The organism is Chryseobacterium capnotolerans (assembly GCF_021278965.1).
GTDB lineage: Bacteria > Bacteroidota > Bacteroidia > Flavobacteriales > Weeksellaceae > Chryseobacterium > Chryseobacterium capnotolerans.
In genome coordinates, this window is record NZ_CP065589.1 from 4312912 (window position 1) to 4333721 (window position 20810).

Here is a 20810-nt window from a genome sequence, read left to right on the forward strand (position 1 = left end):
CGGAGTTAAATTTTAGTTAATTTATATTATGATAACCGGGGAAAATTCTTTGCCTTACATCAGAAAATGAATGAGTACGATTTACACTAAAAAACTCCCCAGATCTTATCATACTGGAGAGCTATTTGTGTTTTACCTTTTAAATAAACTATCTGTTTCTAAAATCGTCCGGAAAATGTTTTAATTCTGTGATATCACATTCCAGATAGGTAGTTCCGTTATCTACAATTGCCCCTATTGTAAAGGCTCCATACGAAACTACATCATAAGAAACTTCTGTTTTCCCTTCAGCTTCAATTTTAATTAAAGATTTAGGAAATGAATCATGCAGAAAAAGATATAGATATCCTTTCAGTTTATTTTCCTGATGGTCCGCAGTAACCCGAATAATCAAGTCAAGAAACCCTGGGATATTGGAGTCCCGATAGCTAACAGAAAGAGTACGCCCATTCATATGATTTCTCCCACCAAATCTCCCTTTTTGAGGATCATCGGGATTAGTTATAGGAGGAAGCTTTGGTAGAATGATGTCTGACATTATCTTTCCATCGGTTTTAGACCCTTCTGATACGGTTTCAAACTCTAATCTCTCATTCGCTATAATGTGTTGAATTTTCTTTTCATCTTTTTTTGCGATTTCACCTTCCAGATTTTCTTTCTCATGCACTGCAACATTTTTGGCTTCTTCTACTTTGTTGATATATTCCTGTGTCAAAAATTTATTAATTAGCAGGTCTATAAATCTCATTCCTGCTGCTGCTGCCAGCATACAATAGGCAATCCATAAAAGATAATCTCTTGCTGCAGTTTCTGTATACAGTTTCTCATTCTGCTTTACAGATCCCTTTTGGTTAGCAATTGGACTGCTATTTTTTATAGTATCTACTTTTATTGTCTTTCCGGTGCTATCTATTTTATTATATACATTATACAAGTGAATTTCCGCTTTATTTTTTTTAATTAAATTTTCAGCAGGAATCTGAATGTTTTCAATGAGTTTACTATCTGCAATTTTTAAAAATAAAGGAACAATAAGGGTTGCAGCAATACCCAATAATAAACATTCCAGAACAGGCCTTTTTTTCACTTGGGTTTCGGTTACTTTATTGGTATCGGAATAATAATTAACAATCCCTCCTAAAATGCCCGTAACGAACATGATCTTTAAAATATCTATTAAATACATGGTTATTAGTTTTTATATTTACTTTCGAACAGTCCTCCTTGATCCAATTCCACTCAAAAAGGATAATCCCGCTATAACATTGCCACTTTTCATAAAGCTGTTATCAAAGTCTTTCCCTAATGACAATGTGAGGTGTTGGTTAGGAAATAGAGCATAATCTAAATTCAAAACACATTTCCAGGTAGGCTTTAAATCTGATCCTGAGATAAAACTTCTATATAGCCCTTCCAAGCTTGCTGTGAACTTTGAGTCTTTTGGAGAGAATTCATATTTTATCCCTGCATCAAATGTTGAGAAATTGCCTTGGGGTTTGAAATCTTCAACCGTCATCCAATCACTTTTAGGGTTATACATATAGCGCAAAAGAAGAAGCGGAGTTCCCAATTTTTGGGATGCATATCCTAGAACAGTCCACAAACCTGCATTGTATATTCTTGAGTTATTAAATTGTTTGTCTTTAAACTGAATGCTTGTACCTCCTGCAAAATCCCATAGGAAACCAATCCTATTGATCTTAAAAGCTACATTTTTTATTTTTTCTGCATTAGCTTTAAGAGTTTCATTATTTTCATAAACCAAAATGTTTATCTTTTGAGTCTTCCAAATGGTTAATTGGTTTTCTGCCAACAGATACATTGGAGCATTTAAGATGCTATACTTTTCTTCAGCTGTAAGTTCAGGCTCTTTTTTATTAGGATATTTATCCTTAGCTATTTCTGAAAATACCTGATTTCGTTGATTAGATAACTTTTTGTATTCTTCACTATTCTCAACTTCACGTCTGATCTCATCTAATGGTTTCTTACGGTCATTTAATAGCTTTTTAATGGCATCAAATTTAGCTATTGTAGTACTATCTGGTTTTCCCCTGTTTATCGAGAATTTAAATCCTACTGCGGTAAAAAAGGAATTTGCTGGTATCTTTTCTTCTTTTGAATCAGTATTTCTTACAGCGAATGAAAATACCAGTGTTTGTGGAAGTGTATATTTTATATTATCATTCAACATTTGATTAACTGATTTATCTCTTTTTTTGCTTGGAAATAGCCAATAGGGGGCAATGTCTATAGCATATCCACCCTCATTAGCAAAATTTAACGGCAGGTTCATAACATTAATCATTAAACTAGACAAGTCTGTTGGCTTATTAATATCACTATTAGCAATACTTATAAGGTTCGATGCTGGTGATGCTGGTGCTTTTAAAATATCAGTATCAACACTAAGTGCTGGATCTTCTTTTTTATTTTCTAATGAATTTTGTGAGTATGAAAAAATAAAAAAATGAACACAACACAATATCAAAAAAGATGTTCTATTTGAGTACATGGTTATATAAATTCTATTGTTCCTAAAAAATCTAACGTTCCCGAACTACCAATTTTAGTAGTTAAATGAAAAGGAATATTTTTATATCCTCCCTTTATATAGACTGTTACTACGCAAGGTTCATCTGCACTTCCGCTAACCGATTTTGTAATTATAAGTTTTCTCCCTTTAATACTTGGGTTATTACCAATAACATTGGTTTGATCTAAATTTATTGTAGTACCATTGATCTCAGCAAATGTATCACCAGATATAACATTACCCATAACGGTAACAGAAACCGTTACATCATTATTATTATCCGCACAGACATATTTTGTATCCAAAACATTTCCTGGGATATCACTTGCTTTAAATGTGTTTAAGCGTATATTCACAAAGTTTTTGGTTCCTAACTTTGCTGAAATATTTTTAATTCTATTCATGGCTGTAATTTTTAAAGTTTATACTTCAAAGGTCCCACTAAAAGAAACACTTGTCAATTACACAAAAGGGTGATTATAAAAGGCAGCACCATTTCTAATGGTGCTGCTCATAAAATTTAGATAATCATTAAAGTCTTACTTCAAAAGTCAGGCAAGTTCCTGAGCTTTTGTATAGGATCTTACACGCTCCTTCTGCTTCATTCATCCTTCGTTTCATATTCCGGAGTCCGTTTCCTTCGGATTGTCCATCCGGAATACCGATTCCATTATCCTGAATTTTCATAAAAAAATCATTCTGATTTTGAGAAAATGAAAGTTTTAAATTATCTGCCTGGCTATGTTTATACACGTTATTAACTGCTTCTTTTAAGCATAAAAACAGATTACGTCTCAGCTCTGTAGAAATAGGAGTATCAGAAATAATATCTTCACATTCTGAATGAAGTTTTACTTTTGTTTTCTTTAAAAAATTTCCAGTATATAATATCGCATAATCAACAAAGCTTCCTAGTGTATCATTTCCTGAATTTAAGCTCCAAAGCATTTCCCGCATAGAGATATTCATTTCTTCAGAGGTTTTCAGCAATTCATCTATGTCATTCTGAAGTCCACTGTCTTCAATTTTATATTTTAAAAACTCAGCCTGAAGTTTTAATGCAGAAATCCCTGCACCAAGATCATCGTGCATATCATGGGAGATCCGCTCTCTTTCCTTCTCAATAGACTTTTGTTGTTCTAGTTCTTTCTGGAGAAGCTGGTTCTGGTATTCCGCTTCTTTGAGTTGTTGCTCTTTTAAATATAGAAGCTGTTTACGATTATACACTATTACTACAAAAATAACGAACAGAATGATTAAGATCAGAATACAAAAAAGATGGTATAAGTTAGTTTAACTTCATAGGGTAGATTTTTCATTTTCATCAAATGTTTTTTTTGATTTCAAAAGCGCTACAAAAAATAAAATGTAAAATACAATATTTACGATATAAAACAGGGCACGAAGCATTTTTTGAAATTCTTCATCAATGGTTTCAAAAAGATACATAGGAATTGATCTCAGGATAAAAAAGAGCTCCATACTATCAGCCCTACTGATATCCAAAACTTAGGATGTTCTGTTATTTTTCTGTTGTCAACATTTACAATTCTATTACCCATCCAGAACAAAGCTGTACATATATAAAATAAAGAAAGTACAATTCCTATTTTATAGTCATATTTAAGTTCCAAAAGATTTGTAAATATGATGATATATCCCAGTGCCAGACAAAAGGCTCCCAGAAAGATATATTTACTTTTTTGGACAAAAGACCCGCGATAAAAAAAGTAGAAAAAACAAAGACAAAACAGGGAATAACAATTATAAATGACCCCATTAGTTGATAAGTCCAGATATGAACTTCCCATTAAAGATACTAATTCAATGGTATTGGTCACCAACAGGTATATAAAAATAGATTTTTGGATGGCATTCTTAGAGATGCCACCCAAAAATAAGCTGTATAAAAATAGTACTATTATTTCTATCTGGTAAATAATTGCTAAGGTTTCCATGCTTATGGATAAAGATGTCCCATATTAAAAAAGTAATATCCATTTTCTGAAGGATCAAACACAACTATATCAACACATTTTTCCTGAATTTTGAGTATCAAATTGGGTCTATTAATATTTTTACCATATGGTAGAGCACCAACCAAAATTTCCGTTATATCTTCAAAGCTATTAAAGTTTCTATTGATTAAGTCCATAGTATAAATGATGTATTTGGTGAGTTTACTCGTCCCATATTCTTGTTGAAAGAAGGATTCAAAATCTATAACGGCATTTCTAATTTTAGGATATTCAGCTTCTGATTGTAAGGTCAATTCATTATTTCTGAGAACATATAAAGCTTCTCCCTCGGAAATACTAAATAAGTTTCCTGTATAAAAATCATTCTTAAAAAGAAAAGCGATATTAACATCCCCATTTTCAAAGAGAAAATAAACATATAAATATTTTATACTCTTACGATATTGGTCAATGATACTCCCGATTTTTTTAATGATAAACTTTTCAGGAAAAAGACTGAATATTTCTCCGGCGGCAGTAACCTGTCCATTTTTACTCTCAGGTGATATTGGATGATCACCTAAAGGATCTAAGATGAAAACTTCATTGATAAAAATTTTTTTTCTTTTTCAAAAATTAACAGATCATTACAATCCATACTTTCAATTTTTGCAATTAGCCTCTTTTTAGTTTCTTCGCAAGCCAAAGTTGTTGCGGATGCTTGTTTTCCCATGATTTCTTAGTTTTTAAAATGGTTAAATTTATTAATAGCCTCCACTTTATTATTGACGTGGAGTTTTCGATAAATATTTCCGACATGTTTTTTCACAGTATCCATACTGATGCAGCTTTTATCAGCAATTTCTTTGTATAGAAGTCCCTGTGAAAGAAGCTCAAGAATTTCCTTTTCCCGGTCTGTAAGTTCATCGAAACCTTTAATCTCAGGAAGTTTTTTTTCAAAATGCTGCAAGACTTTTCGGGCAATAGAAAAACTCATAGGAGCACCACCGTTATACACATCCCTGATAGAAGAAAGTATTTTATCCATGCTTTCTCCTTTCACAAGATATCCCATTGCACCGGCTTTTAAAGAATTAAAGATCTTCTCATCATCTTCAAAACTGGTACACATGATGAACTGGGTTTCGGGCATATCTTTTTGAGTTTTTCAATGATTTCAATGCCAAGCATATTCTGGAGCTGAATATCCATCATGACAACATTGGGAGAAATATCTGGAAGGTTTTTTAAGGCATCATTACCATCAAAGAACTGGGCAACAACTTTCATATCCTGCTGATAATTGATCACCTTCTTCAACGCATTGTTGTAGTTCTTTTCGTCTTCTACTATGGCGATGGAAATGCTCATGTCTTTTTTATTTGAAACAAATTTCAACAGAAAACAAATGAGAATCAATTACACCTTTGTGTAATATTAAAAGTTTGAATTTAGAAGTTAGTTTTTTAGTCCTATTAAAATTAATTATTTTTCTACTTCAAAACCTTATTTTTTTAATAAATTTTAACAAATCTAAGCAGGCAGTACATTGGTAATGATTCCTTTACTAATAACCGGAAATAATTTCTGTATTATTAAATGAGAAATGGGCTTTAATTTTGTAAAAAGCAACAAAAATTCATCATATTGCAAGGCATGATTTTTGTAAAATTAAAAAGTAAAAAATCATATTGAATATCAAATAATATAATCATGAAAAAAAGTCTTTTAGCACTTGGTGCTGTCCTTACATTAACGGTAATCAGCTGCAAAAAAAGTGAAAGCGGAAACAAAAGTGTCATTAAAACAGACAGCACAGAAACAGTAGTTACTGATCACAACGGAAAGATTGATTCTGTAAGCCAGAGTTCATCAACGGTTGACGTTAATGGGCAGAAAACTGAAAAAACAGATTTCGTCTATAAAGCAATGGATGGAACATTGGTAAAAGTAGTATTCAAAAACGATCCGAAAGAAAATACTCTAACCATTACCAGCAATAAAAAAACATTTGTTCTTACTAAGGCAGAGACCAAAGGAGATGAAACTGTCTATAAAAAAGATGATATGACTGCAAAAGTAAAAGGTGACAGCCTTCACCTGGAACAAGGAAATAATATCATTCCGCTCAAAAGAACTAAAATCTAAAACATAAAACCCTCATCTTGAATGAGGGTTTTTCATTTCACCTAATCTCCACTTTTAAGTAATAAAAAAAGCCACCCGTATCCGGATGGCTTTCATTTATATCTGAATGAATATTATTCTTCAGTTTTTTCTTCAGTAGTGTCAGCTTTAGCTTCTTCTACTTTCTCTTCTACTGCAGGAGCATCAGCTACTACAGCTTCAGCTTTTTTAGGTGCAGCAGTTGATCTTCTGCTTCTTCTTGTAGCTTTTTTCTCCTCAGCATTCGGGTTGTAAAGCTCGTTGAAATCTACCAATTCGATAAGAGCCATATCAGCAGCATCACCTGGTCTGAAACCTGTCTTAATGATTCTTGTATAACCACCGTTTCTTTCAGCGATTTTAGGAGCTACAGTTCTGAATAATTCAGCAACCGCAAATTTATTTTGAAGGTAAGAGAATACTACTCTTCTGTTATGTGTAGTATCTTCTTTTGCTTTTGTTAATAGAGGCTCAACATATACTCTTAAAGCTTTAGCTTTAGCTACAGTAGTGTTGATTCTTTTATGCTCAATTAGAGAACAAGCCATATTAGAAAGTAAAGCGCTTCTGTGAGAAGCTGTTCTTCCTAAGTGATTGAATTTTTTACCGTGTCTCATTATTAATTATTTATCAGCGTCTAACTTATATTTTGCAACGTCGAAACCGAAGTTAAGACCTTTTGAATGCACTAATTCTTCTAGTTCTGTCAAAGATTTTTTACCAAAATTTCTGAATTTCATCAAATCAGACTTACTGTAAGAAACAAGTTCTCCAAGAGTTTCTACTTCAGCTGCTTTCAGACAGTTAAGGGCTCTTACAGAAAGATCCATATCTGCTAATTTAGACTTAAGTAGTTGTCTTGTATGAAGCGTCTCTTCGTCATATTGGATAGATGCTTTTACAGCTTCAGTTTCAAGCGTGATTCTCTCATCAGAGAATAGCATGAAATGATAAATTAATATCTTAGAAGCTTCTGTTAAAGCATTCTGAGGGCTGATAGACCCATCAGTTTCTATATCTAATACAAGTTTTTCGTAGTCTGTTTTTTGCTCTACACGATAATTTTCAATGCTATACTGTACTTTCTTGATCGGCGTGAAAATAGAGTCAATTGCAATAGTACCTACAGGTGCATTGTTTGACTTATTTTGTTCAGAAGGAACATATCCTCTTCCTTTTTCAATATTGAAAGTAATTTCGAAAGTTACATCAGTATTTAGGTTACAAATCACTAAATCCGGGTTTAAAACCTCGAATCCGTTGATCGATTTTCCTAAATCACCAGCAGTAATAATCGTTTGACCTGAAACTTTAGCAACAACCTGCTCGTTAGCCTGGCCTTCTGCTGCAGCTTTTAATCTAACCTGCTTTAGGTTAAGAATAATTTCGGTAACGTCTTCGATTACTCCTGGAATAGTTGAAAATTCGTGCTCTACACCTTCTATTTTGATAGATGAAATAGCATATCCTTCCAGAGAAGAAAGCAACACTCTTCTCAAAGCATTACCGATTGTAAGCCCGAAACCTGGTTCTAAAGGTCTGAATTCAAATTGACCTTTAAATTCATCAGAGTTAAGTAAAATTACTTTATCGGGTTTTATGAATTGTAAAATTGCCATATTATTGGGTTGAGCAAAAATTTGATTAAAAAATTATTTAGAGTAAAGTTCGACGATAAGGTTCTCCTTAATGTCCTCCGGAATTTGGATTCTTTCAGGAGCAGAAATGAAGGTACCTTCTTTCTTCTCATCGTTGAATTGTAACCACTCATAGTTTGACTTAGAAGCCAATGCATTGGTAACAACTTCAAGAGACTTAGACTTTTCTCTTACAGCGATTACATCACCAGCTTTTACCAAGTAAGAAGGAATATTAAGAATTTCTCCGTTCACAGTGATGTGTCTGTGAGAAACTAATTGTCTTGCTCCAGATCTAGTTTTAGCAAAACCTAATCTGAAAACAACGTTATCCAATCTTGATTCACAAAGTTGTAATAGAACTTCACCTGTTACTCCTTTGCTTCTGTGTGCTTTTTCAAATAAGTTAGCAAACTGTCTTTCTAAGATACCGTAAGTATATTTAGCTTTTTGTTTTTCAGCTAACTGAACTGCGTATTCTGATTTCTTAGCACCTCTTCTTTTGTTAGGACCGTGTTGTCCTGGCGGTTGGTTTTTTCTTTTTTCGAAGTTCTTATCATCTCCGTAGATTGCAGCACCAAACTTTCTAGCAATCTTAGTTTTAGGTCCAATATATCTTGCCATAATGGGTAAATTCTAAAAATTAAACTCTTCTTCTTTTTGGTGGTCTACATCCGTTGTGTGGCATAGGCGTCACGTCAACGATTTCTGAAACTTCAATTCCTGAATTGTGGATAGATCTGATAGCAGATTCTCTACCTGCACCTGGACCTTTCACAAACACCTTTACTCTTCTTAAACCAGCTTCGTGAGCTACAGCAGAGCAATTTTCAGCTGCCATCTGAGCAGCAAATGGAGTATTCTTTTTAGAACCTCTGAAACCCATTTTACCGGCAGAAGCCCAAGAGATAACCTCTCCGTTTTTATTTGTTAAAGAAATGATGATGTTATTGAAAGAAGCTTGAATATGTGCTTCACCAATAGCTTCAACTTTTACTTTTCTTTTCTTAACTACTTTAGTTTGTTTTGCCATAATTCCTAACGATTATTTACTAGCTTTTTTCTTGTTAGCAACAGTTTTTCTCTTTCCTTTTCGGGTTCTAGAGTTGTTTTTCGTTCTCTGGCCTCTTAAAGGTAATCCAAGTCTGTGACGTATTCCTCGTTGGCATCCTATGTCCATCAATCTCTTGATGTTCAATTGCACTTCAGATCTTAATTCTCCTTCAACTTTTACGTTGTCTAAGATATAAGTTCTGATGGCAGCCAATTCATCGTCATTCCATTCGTTGACTTTTTTGTCTTCGCTGATACCGGCAGCTTTAAGGATTTCAGAAGAAGTACTTCTTCCAACTCCGTAGATGTAAGTTAAACCGATAACTCCTCTTTTGTTTTTTGGTAAATCAATACCTGCAATTCTCGCCATAATTTAATTAACCTTGTCTTTGTTTAAATTTTGGGTTCTTCTTGTTGATTACGAACAGTACACCTTTTCTGCGTACGATTTTGCAATCAGCGCTTCTTTTTTAATTGATGCTCTTACTTTCATTTTGATAGTATTTATTTTTTACAAATGCCAAATGGAATGAGAATTCCATTTGGCTAAATGTTTTTAATATCTAAATGTGATTCTCCCTTTCGTTAAATCATAGGGAGACATTTCTAGTTTCACCTTATCACCAGGTAAAAGTTTAATATAGTGCATTCGCATTTTACCAGAAATATGAGCAATAAGAATATGCCCATTTTCAAGTTCTACGCGGAACTGAGCGTTCGAAAGTGCTTCCGTTATAACGCCGTCTTGTTCAATATGTTTTTGTTTTGCCATAAATTAATATCCAGTCGTTCTAGACAGTTTAGACTGCATTAAGCCATCATAATGATGATTCAGCAGATATGTATTAATCTGTTGAACTGTATCTAAAATTACACCTACCATAATTAATAGTGACGTTCCCCCGAAAAATAGGGCAAACGCATCTGTCTGAACAAAGCTTCCATGCACAATTGCTGGAAGAACTGCAAAGATAGATAAAAAAATCGCACCTGGCAAGGTAATTTTTGATAAAATATCATCTAAGTAATCTGCTGTCTCTTTTCCGGGTCTTACTTTCGGTACTAAACCTCCATTTCTCTTTAGATCATCAGCCATTTGGTTTACCGGAATTGTAATTGCAGTATAGAAAAACGAGAAGATAATAATTAATAGCGCAAACAATACATTGTACTGCCAGCTAAAAACATTCTTGAAACCTGCAAGAAAAGTGTTGGACTCATCGAATTTTGTTAATAATCCTGGTACGAACATCAATGCCTGAGCAAAGATAATTGGCATTACACCAGCAGCATTTACTTTCAATGGAATCCATTGTCTTGCGCCCTGCATAAGATTCTTGTTTACACCTCCTCTTGCTTGAGCTCTGCTTACATACTGAATAGGAATTTTTCTAACAGCAACTGATAAAATCACTGCTAAAAGAACTACCAACATCCAGAATAATACTTCGATAAGGATCATGATAGATCCCATTCCTCCTTTTCCGTTCTGCACGGCCATCTCCTGTACGAATGCCTCAGGCAATCTTGAAAGGATCCCCACCATAATAAGGATAGAGATACCATTTCCGATTCCCTTATCGGTAATCTTTTCACCTAACCACATTGCAAACACTGAACCACCTACCAAGATTACAATACTTGGCAACCAGAACATGATTGAATTTGGTTCTACAAAATATGCAGATTGGAATTGAGCATATGGTAAGAATAATTGAGTAATAGAAGTTAAGTAAGAAGGTGCCTGTACCAGACAAACCCCGATCGTTAACCATCTTGTAATTTGGTTCAATGTATTTCTACCTGACTCTCCATCTTTCTGAAGCTTCTGAAGATAAGGAATAGCCATCCCCATCAACTGAACAATAATAGAAGCAGAAATATAAGGCATGATTCCCAACGCCATTACGGAAGCGTGGCTGAAAGCTCCCCCCGTAAACGACGAAAGCAAGCCAAGGAGACCTGCTCCTTGCTTGTTACCGCCTTGATTTTTATAATGCTCTAAGAGATCTCCCACCTCTGCAAGGTTAATTGCCGGAAGTGAGATATAAGATGCGAATCTATACACAAGGATAATCCCTAAAGTGAAGAGAATTTTATCTCTTAATTCTTTAAGACTCCAAATATTTTTAAGTGTTTGTATAAATTCTTTCATTAGTAAGTATTATAAGGTAATTGCTTTTCCACCTGCCTTAGCAATAAGCTCTTCAGCAGATTTCGTGAATTTATCAGCAGAGATTGAAACCGCAGATTTCAATTCTCCTCTACCCATAATTTTCACTAATTCGTTTTTAGAAACGATACCATTTGCTACTAAAACTTCTTTCGTGATCTCTCCAGTGATGGATTTGTTCTCGATTAAAGTCTGGATAGTATCAAGGTTCACACCTCTAAACTCTTTTCTGTTTACGTTTTTGAATCCGAATTTAGGTAATCTTCTTTGTAAAGGCATCTGTCCACCTTCGAAACCGATTTTCTGAGAATAACCAGCTCTAGCTTTCTGACCTTTGTGTCCTTTTGTTGAAGTACCTCCTTTTCCACTACCTTGACCTCTACCAATTCTTTTTGAGTTGAAAGTAGATCCTGCAGCAGGTTGTATATTATTTAAATTCATTTTAATTTCTCTTTTATAAAATTATTTTTGAACTTCTAGTAAGTGGCCTACAGCAGCGATCATTCCTAAGATAGAAGGAGTAGCTTCGTGCTCTACAACTTGGTGAAGTTTTTTTAATCCTAATGCTTCAAGCGTTCTCTTTTGGGTTTTTGTTCTACCAATAGCGCTTCTTACTTGCTTTACTTTAATTGTTGCCATTGTTTTATTTATTAACCGTTAAACACTTTACTTAGAGAAACTCCTCTCATTCTAGCAATCTCTTCAGGTCTTCTGATGTCTAATAACGCTTTGAAAGTAGCTTTCACCACGTTGTGAGGGTTAGAAGATCCTTTAGATTTTGAAAGGATATCGTGAATACCAGCTGATTCCAATACCGCTCTTACCGCACCACCTGCAATAAGTCCTGTACCGTGAGAAGCAGGTCTTAAGAAGATATCTGCACCACCGTATCTAGCAGTAGTTTGGTGAGGAATAGTGTGGTTCATTACTGGAACTTTAACAAGGTTTTTCTTAGCGTCTTCAACTGCTTTAGCAATTGCAGAAGCAACCTCTTTAGATTTTCCTAAACCAAAACCGATAACACCTTCTTCATTACCTACTACAACAATAGCAGAAAATCCGAAAGCTCTACCTCCTTTAGTTACTTTTGTTACTCTGTTAACAGCTACGAGACGATCTTTTAATTCTAATCCTCCCGGTTTTACTCTTTCTATATTATCTAGTCCTAACATATTTTCCGAAATTTAATGATTAGAATTTAAGTCCACCTTCTCTCGCACCATCAGCTAGAGCTTTTACTCTACCGTGGTATACGAAACCGTTTCTGTCAAATACAATACTTTCGATTCCTGCAGCGATAGCTTTAGCAGCGATAGCTTTACCAACAGCAGCAGAAACTTCAGTCTTAGTACCTTTAGCGTCTACACCTTTCTCTCTTGAAGAAGCTGATGCTAAAGTTTTACCATTTTTATCGTCGATTAACTGAGCGTAAATTTCCTTATTACTTTTGTATACAGATAATCTTGGCAATTCAGAAGATCCAGAGATTTTCCCTCTTACTCTTCTTTTGATTCTTATTCTTTTTTCTAATTTACTTAATGCCATAATACTTATAATTTATTAAGCAGATTTACCAGCTTTACGTCTAACAATTTCTCCTACGAATCTTACACCTTTTCCTTTGTATGGCTCAGGCTTTCTGAAAGATCTGATCTTTGCAGCAACCATTCCTAGAAGTTGGTTATCGTGAGACGTTAAAGTAATAATTGGGTTTTTACCTTTTTCAGTCAATGTATCAACTTTTACTTCGCTTGGAAGTTCTAGTACAATACCGTGAGAGAATCCTAAAGCTAACTCAAGTTTTTGACCTGCGTGTGAAGCTCTATATCCTACCCCTACTAGTTCTAGTTTCTTTTCGAAACCATTTGAAACACCAACAATCATGTTGTTGATTAACGCTCTGTATAAACCGTGAAGCGCTTTGTGTTGTTTAGTATCAGATGGTCTGTTTACGTTCAGTTCCCCATCTTTTTGTTCTATAGTAATTCCTGCTGTAAGCTCCTGAGAAAGTTCTCCTTTTGCTCCTTTTACAGTTACTACACCGTTGTTTTCAGTGATGGTAACTCCAGCTGGAATTGTTATAATTGCTTTACCAATTCTTGACATTTTCCTCTGATTAAAAATTAATAAACATAGCAGATTACTTCACCGCCTACTTTCTCTTCTCTAGCTTTCTTGTCAGTCATTACTCCTTTAGAAGTAGAGATGATAGAAATACCCAAACCGTTTAGTACTCTTGGAAGTTCAGTAGAACCTTTGTACTGTCTTAAACCTGGTCTTGAAGCTCTTTGAATAGACTTAATAGCAGGTTTGTTAGTTTGCTTATCGTACTTTAAAGCGATTTTGATCACTCCTTGAACAGCGTTATCTTCAAACTTGTAGTTTAAGATATACCCTTGATCAAATAGGATCTTAGTAATCTCCTTTTTGATTTTCGATGCAGGAATTTCCACCACTTTGTGGCCTGCGCTTTGTGCGTTCCTTACTCTTGTTAGGAAATCTGAAATTGGATCTGTTACCATTTTTCTTTTATAAATTATTGGTTAAAGAACAATCAGTTTTGAAAAGACTTGAAGAGAAAAATATCAGACGTCAGAAAACTTCGGTCTGATATTTATTCTTTAGTATCTTGACAACTTAATTGTCCCGATTTTTTATCTAGTAATTATTACCAGCTAGCTTTTCTTACACCTGGGATAAGACCGTTGTTAGCCATTTCTCTGAAAGTTACTCTGGAAATACCAAACGTTCTCATGTATCCTCTTGGTCTACCTGTTAATTTACATCTGTTGTGTAATCTTACAGGAGAAGCATTTTTAGGCAATTTTTGAAGTCCTTCGTAATCACCAGCTTCTTTAAGAGCTTGTCTTTTAGCAGCGTATTTAGCAACTAGTGCTTCTCTTTTGCGCTCACGCGCTTTCATTGATTCTTTAGCCATTTCTTAGTTCTTTTTAAATGGTAAACCGAAGTGAGTTAATAATGCTTTAGCTTCTTTATCTGTTTTCGCTGTTGTAACGAAAGTGATGTCCATCCCTTGGATTTTTTTCACTTTGTCAATTACGATTTCAGGGAAGATAATTTGCTCAGTAATACCTAAGTTGTAGTTACCTCTACCATCGAAACCATCAGCTTTGATTCCAGAGAAATCTCTGATACGAGGCAAAGCAGAAGCAGTAAGTCTGTCTAAGAATTCATACATTTGGTTTCCTCTTAGGGTAACTTTCGCACCTACAGGCATACCTTTTCTCAATTTGAAAGCAGCTTCGTCTTTCTTAGAGATTGTACCAACAGCTTTTTGACCTGTGATATTCGTAAGCTCTTCTACAGCATAATCAATGATTTTTTTGTCTGCAGTAGCATCACCTAAACCTTGTGATACAACGATTTTCTCTAATTTAGGTACTTGCATTACTGACTTGTACCCGAATTCTTCCATCATTGCAGGAACAATTGTCTCTTTATATGCTTTTTTGGGTCTTGCTATATATTCCATGTGTTATTTAAAATTATAAAGTTTCACCCGTTTTTTTGTTGATTCTTACTTTCTTATCTCCTTCGATTTTGTAACCGATTTTGATAGCTTTTCCGTCTTTACCAACTAAAGCTACGTTTGAGATGTGGATAGAAGCTTCTCTTTCAACGATTCCTCCTTGAGGGTTTGAAGCTGAAGGCTTAACGTGCTTTTTGATGATGTTAAGTCCTGCAACAATTACTCTTGGGTCTCTTCCTTCTTTTTTGATCACTTCAATAACTTCACCAGTCTTACCTTTGATATCTTTCTTACCAGTAGTAATGATTACGTTATCTCCTCTTTTTATTTTTAACTTTGACATTTCTTTAAAAAATTTTAAAAATTAAAGTACTTCAGGAGCTAATGAAATGATTTTCATATATTCTTTGTCTCTCAACTCACGAGCAACCGGTCCGAAAACACGTGTTCCTCTCATTTCTCCTGCTGCGTTTAGTAATACACAAGCATTGTCGTCGAATTTGATGTATGAACCATCTTTTCTTCTTACTGCTTTTTTAGTTCTTACTACTACAGCTTTAGATACCTGACCTTTTTTTGCGTTTCCTGATGGTGTAGAATCTTTGATCGTAACAACGATTTTATCACCAACTGAAGCATATCTTCTTCTGGTTCCTCCCAGAACTCTAATAACTAGTACTTCTTTAGCACCTGTGTTATCAGCAACTTTTAATCTTGATTCTGTTTGTAACATTATTACTTAGCTTTTTCAATGATTCTTACTAATCTCCATCTCTTGCTCTTGCTCAAAGGTCTAGTTTCTTGGATCAAAACTGTATCACCTTCTGTGCATTCGTTGTTCTCGTCGTGTGCAGTATATTTTTTCGTTTTCAAAACGAATTTACCGTACATCGGGTGCTTTACTCTTGTAGTTTCGCTAACAACAATAGTTTTTTCCATTTTATTGCTGGAAACCACTCCGATTCTTTCTTTTCTTAAATTTCTATCCATTGTAAAATGAAATTATTGTTTGTTAGTTAACTCAGTATTTAGTCTAGCGATTGTTCTTCTCAAATCTTTGATTTGAATCGGGTTTTCAATTGGGCTGATTGCATGAGCCAATTTCAATTTAGAATATTGAGCTTTTGCTTCAGTTAATTGAGCTTGAATATCACCCGCGCTTAAATTTTTAATATCAGCATTTTTCATTGTACTCAAAGATTATAAAGGTTTAACAAAATCGTTAGCAACGATGAATTTAGTAACTACTGGTAATTTTTGTGCAGCAAGTCTAAGAGCTTCTTTCGCAACTTCGTAAGGAACTCCACCTACTTCAAACATAATTTTACCTGGTTTTACTACAGCTACCCAGTATTCAACAGCACCTTTACCTTTACCCATACGTACTTCCGCTGGTTTCTTAGTAATTGGCTTATCTGGGAAGATTTTGATCCATAGTTGACCTTCTCTCTTCATATATCTTGTCGCAGCAATACGAGCAGCTTCAATTTGTCTTGCAGTGATCCAAGCACCCTCAGTTGCTTTGATCCCAAAAGTTCCGTAAGCAAGTTGACTACCTCTTTGGGCATTCCCCTTCATCTTCATCTTGTGAACTCTACGGAATTTGGTTCTTTTTGGTTGTAACATAATCTCTAAATTTTAGATTTTAGATTTTAGATTTTAGATTTTTTTTAATTTTAAAAAAGTAACGGTAATTTAAAATTCAAAATTTCTAATCTAAAATTTTAATTATTATTGTTATTGTTGTTGTTTTTTCTAGGTCTTCTGTTGTCTCTGTCTCCTCCTCTGTTTCCTCTGTCTGACTGACCTCCTTTTTTCTGTTGTCCCACTAGTGGAGAAAGTTCTCTTTTACCGTAAACTTCACCTTTCATGATCCAAACTTTCACTCCTAATCTACCGTAAGTAGTGTGAGCTTCTGCCCAGTGGTAATCGATATCAGCTCTGAAAGTTGACAATGGAATTCTTCCTTCTTTGAAAGATTCTGATCTTGCCATTTCAGCTCCGTTCAATCTACCAGAGATTTGAACTTTGATACCTTCAGCACCCATTCTCATAGTACTTGCCATTGCCATTTTAACAGCTCTTCTGTAAGAAATTCTGTTTTCAATTTGCTTAGAAATACTATCAGCAACTAGTACAGCATCTAATTCAGGTCTTTTGATTTCGAAGATGTTGATTTGAATATCCTTACCTGTAAGTTTCTTCAATTCTTCTTTCAATTTATCAACTTCCTGGCCTCCTTTACCGATGATCAGTCCCGGTCTAGCAGTAGTGATTGTAACTGTTACTAATTTAAGTGTTCTTTCAATATAGATTTTTGAAATACCACCTTTAGATAATCTAGCCTCAAGGTATCTTCTGATTTTGTAGTCTTCAGCGATTCTGTCTCCATAATCGTTTCCACCAAACCAGTTAGAATCCCATCCTCTGATGATACCTAATCTATTACCAATTGGATTTGTCTTCTGTCCCATACCTTGATTAATTTTCTTTATTACCTAAGATTAATGTAACGTGGTTAGATCTTTTTCTGATTCTATACCCTCTACCTTGTGGAGCTGGTCTTAGTCTCTTCAATTGTCTTGCACTATCCACGAAGATTTCTTTAACGATAAGGTTAGCTTCTTCAATATCCGCACCTTCGTTTTTAGTCTGCCAGTTTGCCATAGCAGAAAGAAGTAATTTCTCTAACTTGTTAGATGCATCCTTCTTAGAATATTTTAGGATATAAAGAGCTTTATCTACCTGCTCTCCTCTAATGATATCAGCAACTAATCTCATTTTTCTTGGAGAAGACGGGCAATTATTTAATGAAGCTTTTACAACGTCTTTGTTAGCTTCTTTTCTTGCGATTGAACTATCTTGTTTTCTTGATCCCATGATTATCTGCTTCCTTTGTTTTTGTTACCACCATGACCTCTGAAAGATCTTGTTGGAGAAAATTCGCCTAACTTGTGACCAACCATGTTTTCTGTAACATAAACCGGGATAAAAGATTTCCCGTTGTGTACTGCAATAGTTTGTCCTACGAAGTCCGGAGAGATCATCGATGCTCTAGACCAAGTTTTGATAACTGTCTTCTTACCAGACTCTATATTTGCCTGAACCTTCTTATCTAAAGTATGATGAATGAACGGTCCTTTTTTAAGTGATCTTGCCATAATTATTTTCTTTTAGATACGATGTAACGGTTAGACACTTTGTTTTTCTTTCTAGTTTTGTAACCTTTAGCTGGTTTACCGTTTCTAGATCTTGGGTGACCTCCTGAAGAACGTCCTTCACCACCACCCATTGGGTGATCTACTGGGTTCATTACAACCGCTCTTGTTCTTGGTCTTCTACCTAACCATCTGCTTCTACCAGCCTTACCTGATACAGTTAATTGGTGGTCTGAGTTAGAAACTGATCCAATCATTGCATAACATTCAGTAAGGATCATTCTTGATTCTCCTGAAGGCAATTTGATGATTGCATATTTTCCATCTCTAGATGTTAATTGAGCTGAAGAACCAGCACTTCTTGCTAAAATTGCACCTTGACCAGGCTTCATTTCAACACAAGAAATTACAGTACCTAAAGGAATGTTTTTCAACTTCATTGCGTTCCCTACATTTGGTTCTACGCTTTCACCAGAAATTACTTTCTGATCAACTTTGATACCGTTTGGAGCGATGATATATCTCTTCTCTCCGTCAGCATACTCAAGTAATGCGATAAATGCAGTTCTGTTTGGATCGTATTCTACAGATTTTACAGTTGCTTCAACGTTTGCTTTGTTTCTTTTGAAGTCAATAATTCTGTATTTCTTTTTGTGTCCACCTCCGGTGTAACGCATGGTCATTTTACCTGTTTGGTTACGTCCACCTGACTTTTTAATACCAACTGTTAGAGATTTCTCTGGTTTGTTGGTAGTAATTTCCTCAAAATTGTTTACAATTCTGAATCTCTGTCCCGGGGTGATAGGTTTTAATTTTCTAACAGACATTACTATTATTTATAATTAATAATTAATTTACAGCAAAAATATCGATAACCTCACCTTCAGCAAGTTTGATTACCGCTTTTTTCAATTTGTTTGTCTTTCCTACTTGAAGACCTTTTTTAGTGTATTTTGAAGAAACCTTCGGAGCATAAATCATTGTATTAACGTCTGCTACTTTTACACCGTAAGCTGCTTCAACAGCCTTTTTGATCTCGATCTTATTCGCCTTAGGGTTAACTAAGAAAGAATAAGTACCTCTTAAATCTGTAAGGTAGTTAGCCTTTTCTGAAATAACTGGTTTAATAATAACTGACATGACTTATTTCTTTAAATTTTCCTGGAATTTTTCAACTGCACCTTCGAAGAAAATGATCTCACCAGCGTTAACTAAGTCGTAAGAACTGATCTCGTTGAAGTTCATTACTTTAGTTTTAGGTAAGTTTCTTGAAGATAAATACACATTCTTGTTAGCTTCAGGAAGAACGAATAAAGATTTTTTACCGTTAAGTTCCAATGCGTTTAATACATTGATAAAATCTTTAGTCTTAGGAGCAGCAAAGCTCACATCTTCTAAAACTTTAATGCTGTTGTCTCTCATTTTCTGAGATAAAACAGATTTTTTAGCTAATCTCTTAAGAGCTTTATTCAATTTGAATCTGTAGTCTCTTGGTTTTGGTCCGAATACTCTACCTCCACCTCTGAAAGTTGGAGATTTAATATCACCATATCTAGCAGATCCAGATCCTTTTTGCTTCTTAAGCTTTTTAGTAGAAGCAGTAATTTCGCTTCTTTCTTTTGCTTTATGAGTTCCTTGTCTTTGTGCAGCAAGGTACTGTTTAACTTCTAAGTAAACCGCGTGCTGATTTGGCTCAATTCCGAATACTGTTTCGTCTAGAGTTACTTTTCTTCCGGTCTCTTTTCCTGATGTATTTAATACTACTAGTTCCATTTTCTGATAATTACATAAGAATTTTTAGCTCCCGGAACAGCACCTTTTACTACTAAAAGATTTTGTTCTTGATCAACTTTTAACACTTGAAGGTTTTGAACAGTTACCTGCTTACCTCCCATTCTTCCAGCCATTCTCATCCCTTTGAATACTCTTGAAGGGTCAGATCCAGCACCGATAGAACCTGGAGCTCTAAGTCTGTTGTGCTGACCATGAGTTGCCTGCATTACACCTCCAAATCCGTGTCTTTTAACAACACCTTGGAAACCTTTACCTTTTGAAGTTCCTGTTACGTCTACATATTCACCTTCGATGAATAGTTGAACATTTACTTCCTCTCCTACTTTAGCATCTGTGAATCCATCGTGGAATTCTACCAATTTAGCTTTAGGAGCAGAACCAGCCTTTTTAAAATGGCCAGCTAACGCTTTACCAACGTTCTTCTCACTCTTGTCATCGAAACCTAACTGCACAGCTGTATAACCGTCGTTTTCTAAGGTTCTGACCTGTAAAATCGAGCATGGACCAGCTTGAATAACTGTACAAGGAATGTTTTTCCCTTCTTCGTTAAACAAAGATGTCATACCGATTTTTTTACCAATAATACCTGACATTGTTTATATTATAATAAAATTTATCCTTTATTTTTTCCCATTTTTCGGAAGTCTGAAGTGATTTCTACTTTTGATATAGGCACACTACGCTCCTAAAATGAGTGTGCAAATTTATGAATAATTTTGTAACCGACAAATATTTTAAGTAAAATATTTTGATTTTTAATCATTTAGACATTTTCATATTTTCAAAATAGAGAAAACACTTACCATTTTTTATTCTCAATCTGTTATTTTTTTATACTTTTAAAA

The 20810-nt window shown here is 34.7% G+C and carries 37 protein-coding genes and 1 pseudogene; 2 read left to right on the plus strand and 36 right to left on the minus strand.

Annotated features, from left to right (window positions below):
* Positions 1 to 148: 148 nt before the first annotated feature.
* The 4 genes from H5J24_RS20690 to H5J24_RS20705 all read right to left on the minus strand — a co-directional run bounded on the left by H5J24_RS20690 (position 149) and on the right by H5J24_RS20705 (position 3763).
* The gene (locus H5J24_RS20690; protein ID WP_167386953.1) at positions 149 to 1186 is read right to left on the minus strand and encodes a YEATS-associated helix-containing protein; all 1038 of its coding nucleotides are present in this window, start codon (positions 1184 to 1186) and stop codon (positions 149 to 151) included.
* Between the two features lie 18 nt (positions 1187 to 1204).
* The gene (locus tag H5J24_RS20695; protein WP_068940257.1) at positions 1205 to 2515 is read right to left on the minus strand and encodes a hypothetical protein; all 1311 of its coding nucleotides are present in this window, start codon (positions 2513 to 2515) and stop codon (positions 1205 to 1207) included.
* A gap of 2 nt (positions 2516 to 2517) precedes the next feature.
* The gene (locus H5J24_RS20700) at positions 2518 to 2940 is read right to left on the minus strand and encodes a hypothetical protein (protein ID WP_068940259.1); all 423 of its coding nucleotides are present in this window, start codon (positions 2938 to 2940) and stop codon (positions 2518 to 2520) included.
* A gap of 127 nt (positions 2941 to 3067) precedes the next feature.
* Complete coding sequence (locus tag H5J24_RS20705; protein WP_232815825.1) at positions 3068 to 3763, minus strand: sensor histidine kinase; 696 nt, start codon at positions 3761 to 3763, stop codon at positions 3068 to 3070.
* A gap of 543 nt (positions 3764 to 4306) precedes the next feature.
* Here H5J24_RS20705 and H5J24_RS20710 point away from each other — a divergent pair.
* Complete coding sequence (locus tag H5J24_RS20710; protein ID WP_167386954.1) at positions 4307 to 4474, plus strand: hypothetical protein; 168 nt, start codon at positions 4307 to 4309, stop codon at positions 4472 to 4474.
* Between the two features lie 22 nt (positions 4475 to 4496).
* Here H5J24_RS20710 and H5J24_RS20715 read toward each other — a convergent pair whose 3' ends face one another.
* The 4 genes from H5J24_RS20715 to H5J24_RS20730 all read right to left on the minus strand — a co-directional run bounded on the left by H5J24_RS20715 (position 4497) and on the right by H5J24_RS20730 (position 5865).
* The gene (locus tag H5J24_RS20715) at positions 4497 to 4808 is read right to left on the minus strand and encodes a hypothetical protein (protein WP_232815826.1); all 312 of its coding nucleotides are present in this window, start codon (positions 4806 to 4808) and stop codon (positions 4497 to 4499) included.
* Positions 4809 to 5083: 275 nt separating this feature from the next.
* Positions 5084 to 5227 carry a hypothetical protein gene (locus H5J24_RS20720; RefSeq protein WP_232815827.1) on the minus strand — a complete coding sequence of 48 codons (144 nt, stop codon included), beginning with the start codon at positions 5225 to 5227 and terminating at the stop codon, positions 5084 to 5086.
* Between the two features lie 6 nt (positions 5228 to 5233).
* The gene (locus H5J24_RS20725) at positions 5234 to 5626 is read right to left on the minus strand and encodes a response regulator transcription factor (RefSeq protein ID WP_232815828.1); all 393 of its coding nucleotides are present in this window, start codon (positions 5624 to 5626) and stop codon (positions 5234 to 5236) included.
* On the minus strand, positions 5581 to 5865 hold the full coding sequence (locus H5J24_RS20730; protein ID WP_232815829.1) for a response regulator: 285 nt from the start codon (positions 5863 to 5865) through the stop codon (positions 5581 to 5583). The genes H5J24_RS20725 and H5J24_RS20730 overlap by 46 nt, the downstream gene beginning before the upstream one ends.
* A 342-nt stretch (positions 5866 to 6207) precedes the next feature.
* On the opposite strand from H5J24_RS20730, the gene H5J24_RS20735 reads away from it, so the two are divergent.
* Positions 6208 to 6642, plus strand: coding sequence for a hypothetical protein (locus H5J24_RS20735; RefSeq protein ID WP_068940266.1), 435 nt, complete (start codon positions 6208 to 6210; stop codon positions 6640 to 6642).
* A 113-nt stretch (positions 6643 to 6755) separates the two neighbouring features.
* Here the strand turns inward: H5J24_RS20735 and rplQ are convergent, their stop codons facing one another.
* From rplQ to rplC, 28 genes and pseudogenes are all read right to left on the minus strand, one after another.
* A complete protein-coding gene (gene rplQ, locus H5J24_RS20740) occupies positions 6756 to 7277 on the minus strand; it encodes a 50S ribosomal protein L17 (RefSeq protein WP_068940268.1) in 522 nt (173 codons plus the stop codon).
* A gap of 6 nt (positions 7278 to 7283) precedes the next feature.
* Complete coding sequence (locus H5J24_RS20745) at positions 7284 to 8279, minus strand: DNA-directed RNA polymerase subunit alpha (protein WP_065400328.1); 996 nt, start codon at positions 8277 to 8279, stop codon at positions 7284 to 7286.
* Positions 8280 to 8312: 33 nt separating this feature from the next.
* Positions 8313 to 8921: a 30S ribosomal protein S4 gene (gene rpsD / locus H5J24_RS20750; RefSeq protein WP_068940270.1), complete on the minus strand. Its 609-nt coding sequence runs from the start codon at positions 8919 to 8921 to the stop codon at positions 8313 to 8315.
* Positions 8922 to 8940: 19 nt separating this feature from the next.
* Positions 8941 to 9330 (minus strand): 30S ribosomal protein S11, encoded by a 390-nt coding sequence (rpsK, locus tag H5J24_RS20755; RefSeq protein ID WP_034694697.1) that lies wholly within the window; start codon positions 9328 to 9330, stop codon positions 8941 to 8943.
* 12 nt (positions 9331 to 9342) lie between these two features.
* Positions 9343 to 9720, minus strand: a complete 378-nt coding sequence (rpsM, locus tag H5J24_RS20760) for a 30S ribosomal protein S13 (RefSeq protein WP_068940272.1) — start codon at positions 9718 to 9720, stop codon at positions 9343 to 9345.
* A gap of 7 nt (positions 9721 to 9727) precedes the next feature.
* Positions 9728 to 9843, minus strand: a pseudogene (gene rpmJ / locus H5J24_RS20765) (50S ribosomal protein L36).
* A 63-nt stretch (positions 9844 to 9906) separates the two neighbouring features.
* A complete protein-coding gene (gene infA, locus H5J24_RS20770) occupies positions 9907 to 10122 on the minus strand; it encodes a translation initiation factor IF-1 (protein WP_034684855.1) in 216 nt (71 codons plus the stop codon).
* Positions 10123 to 10125: 3 nt separating this feature from the next.
* Complete coding sequence (gene secY / locus H5J24_RS20775; RefSeq protein WP_045491124.1) at positions 10126 to 11505, minus strand: preprotein translocase subunit SecY; 1380 nt, start codon at positions 11503 to 11505, stop codon at positions 10126 to 10128.
* A gap of 9 nt (positions 11506 to 11514) precedes the next feature.
* Positions 11515 to 11964 carry a 50S ribosomal protein L15 gene (gene rplO, locus H5J24_RS20780; RefSeq protein WP_047096813.1) on the minus strand — a complete coding sequence of 150 codons (450 nt, stop codon included), beginning with the start codon at positions 11962 to 11964 and terminating at the stop codon, positions 11515 to 11517.
* A gap of 21 nt (positions 11965 to 11985) precedes the next feature.
* On the minus strand, positions 11986 to 12162 hold the full coding sequence (gene rpmD, locus H5J24_RS20785) for a 50S ribosomal protein L30 (protein ID WP_027371710.1): 177 nt from the start codon (positions 12160 to 12162) through the stop codon (positions 11986 to 11988).
* An 11-nt stretch (positions 12163 to 12173) separates the two neighbouring features.
* Positions 12174 to 12695, minus strand: a complete 522-nt coding sequence (rpsE, locus tag H5J24_RS20790; RefSeq protein WP_042721505.1) for a 30S ribosomal protein S5 — start codon at positions 12693 to 12695, stop codon at positions 12174 to 12176.
* Between the two features lie 19 nt (positions 12696 to 12714).
* On the minus strand, positions 12715 to 13068 hold the full coding sequence (gene rplR, locus H5J24_RS20795) for a 50S ribosomal protein L18 (protein ID WP_034694689.1): 354 nt from the start codon (positions 13066 to 13068) through the stop codon (positions 12715 to 12717).
* Positions 13069 to 13083: 15 nt separating this feature from the next.
* The gene (gene rplF / locus H5J24_RS20800) at positions 13084 to 13629 is read right to left on the minus strand and encodes a 50S ribosomal protein L6 (RefSeq protein WP_068940273.1); all 546 of its coding nucleotides are present in this window, start codon (positions 13627 to 13629) and stop codon (positions 13084 to 13086) included.
* A 17-nt stretch (positions 13630 to 13646) separates the two neighbouring features.
* A complete protein-coding gene (rpsH, locus tag H5J24_RS20805) occupies positions 13647 to 14045 on the minus strand; it encodes a 30S ribosomal protein S8 (RefSeq protein ID WP_034694686.1) in 399 nt (132 codons plus the stop codon).
* Positions 14046 to 14191: 146 nt separating this feature from the next.
* Entirely contained in the window at positions 14192 to 14461 is a 270-nt protein-coding gene (gene rpsN, locus H5J24_RS20810; RefSeq protein WP_002983233.1) for a 30S ribosomal protein S14, read from the minus strand.
* 3 nt (positions 14462 to 14464) lie between these two features.
* Positions 14465 to 15016, minus strand: coding sequence for a 50S ribosomal protein L5 (gene rplE / locus H5J24_RS20815; RefSeq protein ID WP_034694682.1), 552 nt, complete (start codon positions 15014 to 15016; stop codon positions 14465 to 14467).
* A gap of 13 nt (positions 15017 to 15029) precedes the next feature.
* Positions 15030 to 15356, minus strand: coding sequence for a 50S ribosomal protein L24 (gene rplX / locus H5J24_RS20820; protein WP_047096816.1), 327 nt, complete (start codon positions 15354 to 15356; stop codon positions 15030 to 15032).
* Between the two features lie 21 nt (positions 15357 to 15377).
* Positions 15378 to 15746 (minus strand): 50S ribosomal protein L14, encoded by a 369-nt coding sequence (gene rplN, locus H5J24_RS20825; RefSeq protein ID WP_002983226.1) that lies wholly within the window; start codon positions 15744 to 15746, stop codon positions 15378 to 15380.
* 2 nt (positions 15747 to 15748) lie between these two features.
* Entirely contained in the window at positions 15749 to 16003 is a 255-nt protein-coding gene (rpsQ, locus tag H5J24_RS20830; protein ID WP_027371715.1) for a 30S ribosomal protein S17, read from the minus strand.
* 12 nt (positions 16004 to 16015) lie between these two features.
* Entirely contained in the window at positions 16016 to 16201 is a 186-nt protein-coding gene (gene rpmC, locus H5J24_RS20835) for a 50S ribosomal protein L29 (RefSeq protein ID WP_027371716.1), read from the minus strand.
* Positions 16202 to 16213: 12 nt separating this feature from the next.
* Entirely contained in the window at positions 16214 to 16639 is a 426-nt protein-coding gene (rplP, locus tag H5J24_RS20840; RefSeq protein WP_002983219.1) for a 50S ribosomal protein L16, read from the minus strand.
* Between the two features lie 98 nt (positions 16640 to 16737).
* Positions 16738 to 17487, minus strand: a complete 750-nt coding sequence (gene rpsC / locus H5J24_RS20845) for a 30S ribosomal protein S3 (RefSeq protein WP_034694675.1) — start codon at positions 17485 to 17487, stop codon at positions 16738 to 16740.
* 7 nt (positions 17488 to 17494) lie between these two features.
* On the minus strand, positions 17495 to 17893 hold the full coding sequence (gene rplV, locus H5J24_RS20850) for a 50S ribosomal protein L22 (RefSeq protein ID WP_047096818.1): 399 nt from the start codon (positions 17891 to 17893) through the stop codon (positions 17495 to 17497).
* 2 nt (positions 17894 to 17895) lie between these two features.
* Positions 17896 to 18174: a 30S ribosomal protein S19 gene (gene rpsS, locus H5J24_RS20855; protein ID WP_002983209.1), complete on the minus strand. Its 279-nt coding sequence runs from the start codon at positions 18172 to 18174 to the stop codon at positions 17896 to 17898.
* Between the two features lie 2 nt (positions 18175 to 18176).
* Entirely contained in the window at positions 18177 to 18998 is an 822-nt protein-coding gene (gene rplB / locus H5J24_RS20860; RefSeq protein WP_047422407.1) for a 50S ribosomal protein L2, read from the minus strand.
* A gap of 22 nt (positions 18999 to 19020) precedes the next feature.
* Complete coding sequence (rplW, locus tag H5J24_RS20865) at positions 19021 to 19311, minus strand: 50S ribosomal protein L23 (RefSeq protein ID WP_045491154.1); 291 nt, start codon at positions 19309 to 19311, stop codon at positions 19021 to 19023.
* Between the two features lie 3 nt (positions 19312 to 19314).
* Positions 19315 to 19944 (minus strand): 50S ribosomal protein L4, encoded by a 630-nt coding sequence (gene rplD, locus H5J24_RS20870; protein WP_047422406.1) that lies wholly within the window; start codon positions 19942 to 19944, stop codon positions 19315 to 19317.
* A complete protein-coding gene (gene rplC / locus H5J24_RS20875) occupies positions 19935 to 20558 on the minus strand; it encodes a 50S ribosomal protein L3 (RefSeq protein ID WP_068940275.1) in 624 nt (207 codons plus the stop codon). Before rplC ends, rplD begins: the two co-directional genes overlap by 10 nt.
* Positions 20559 to 20810: the final 252 nt, after the last annotated feature.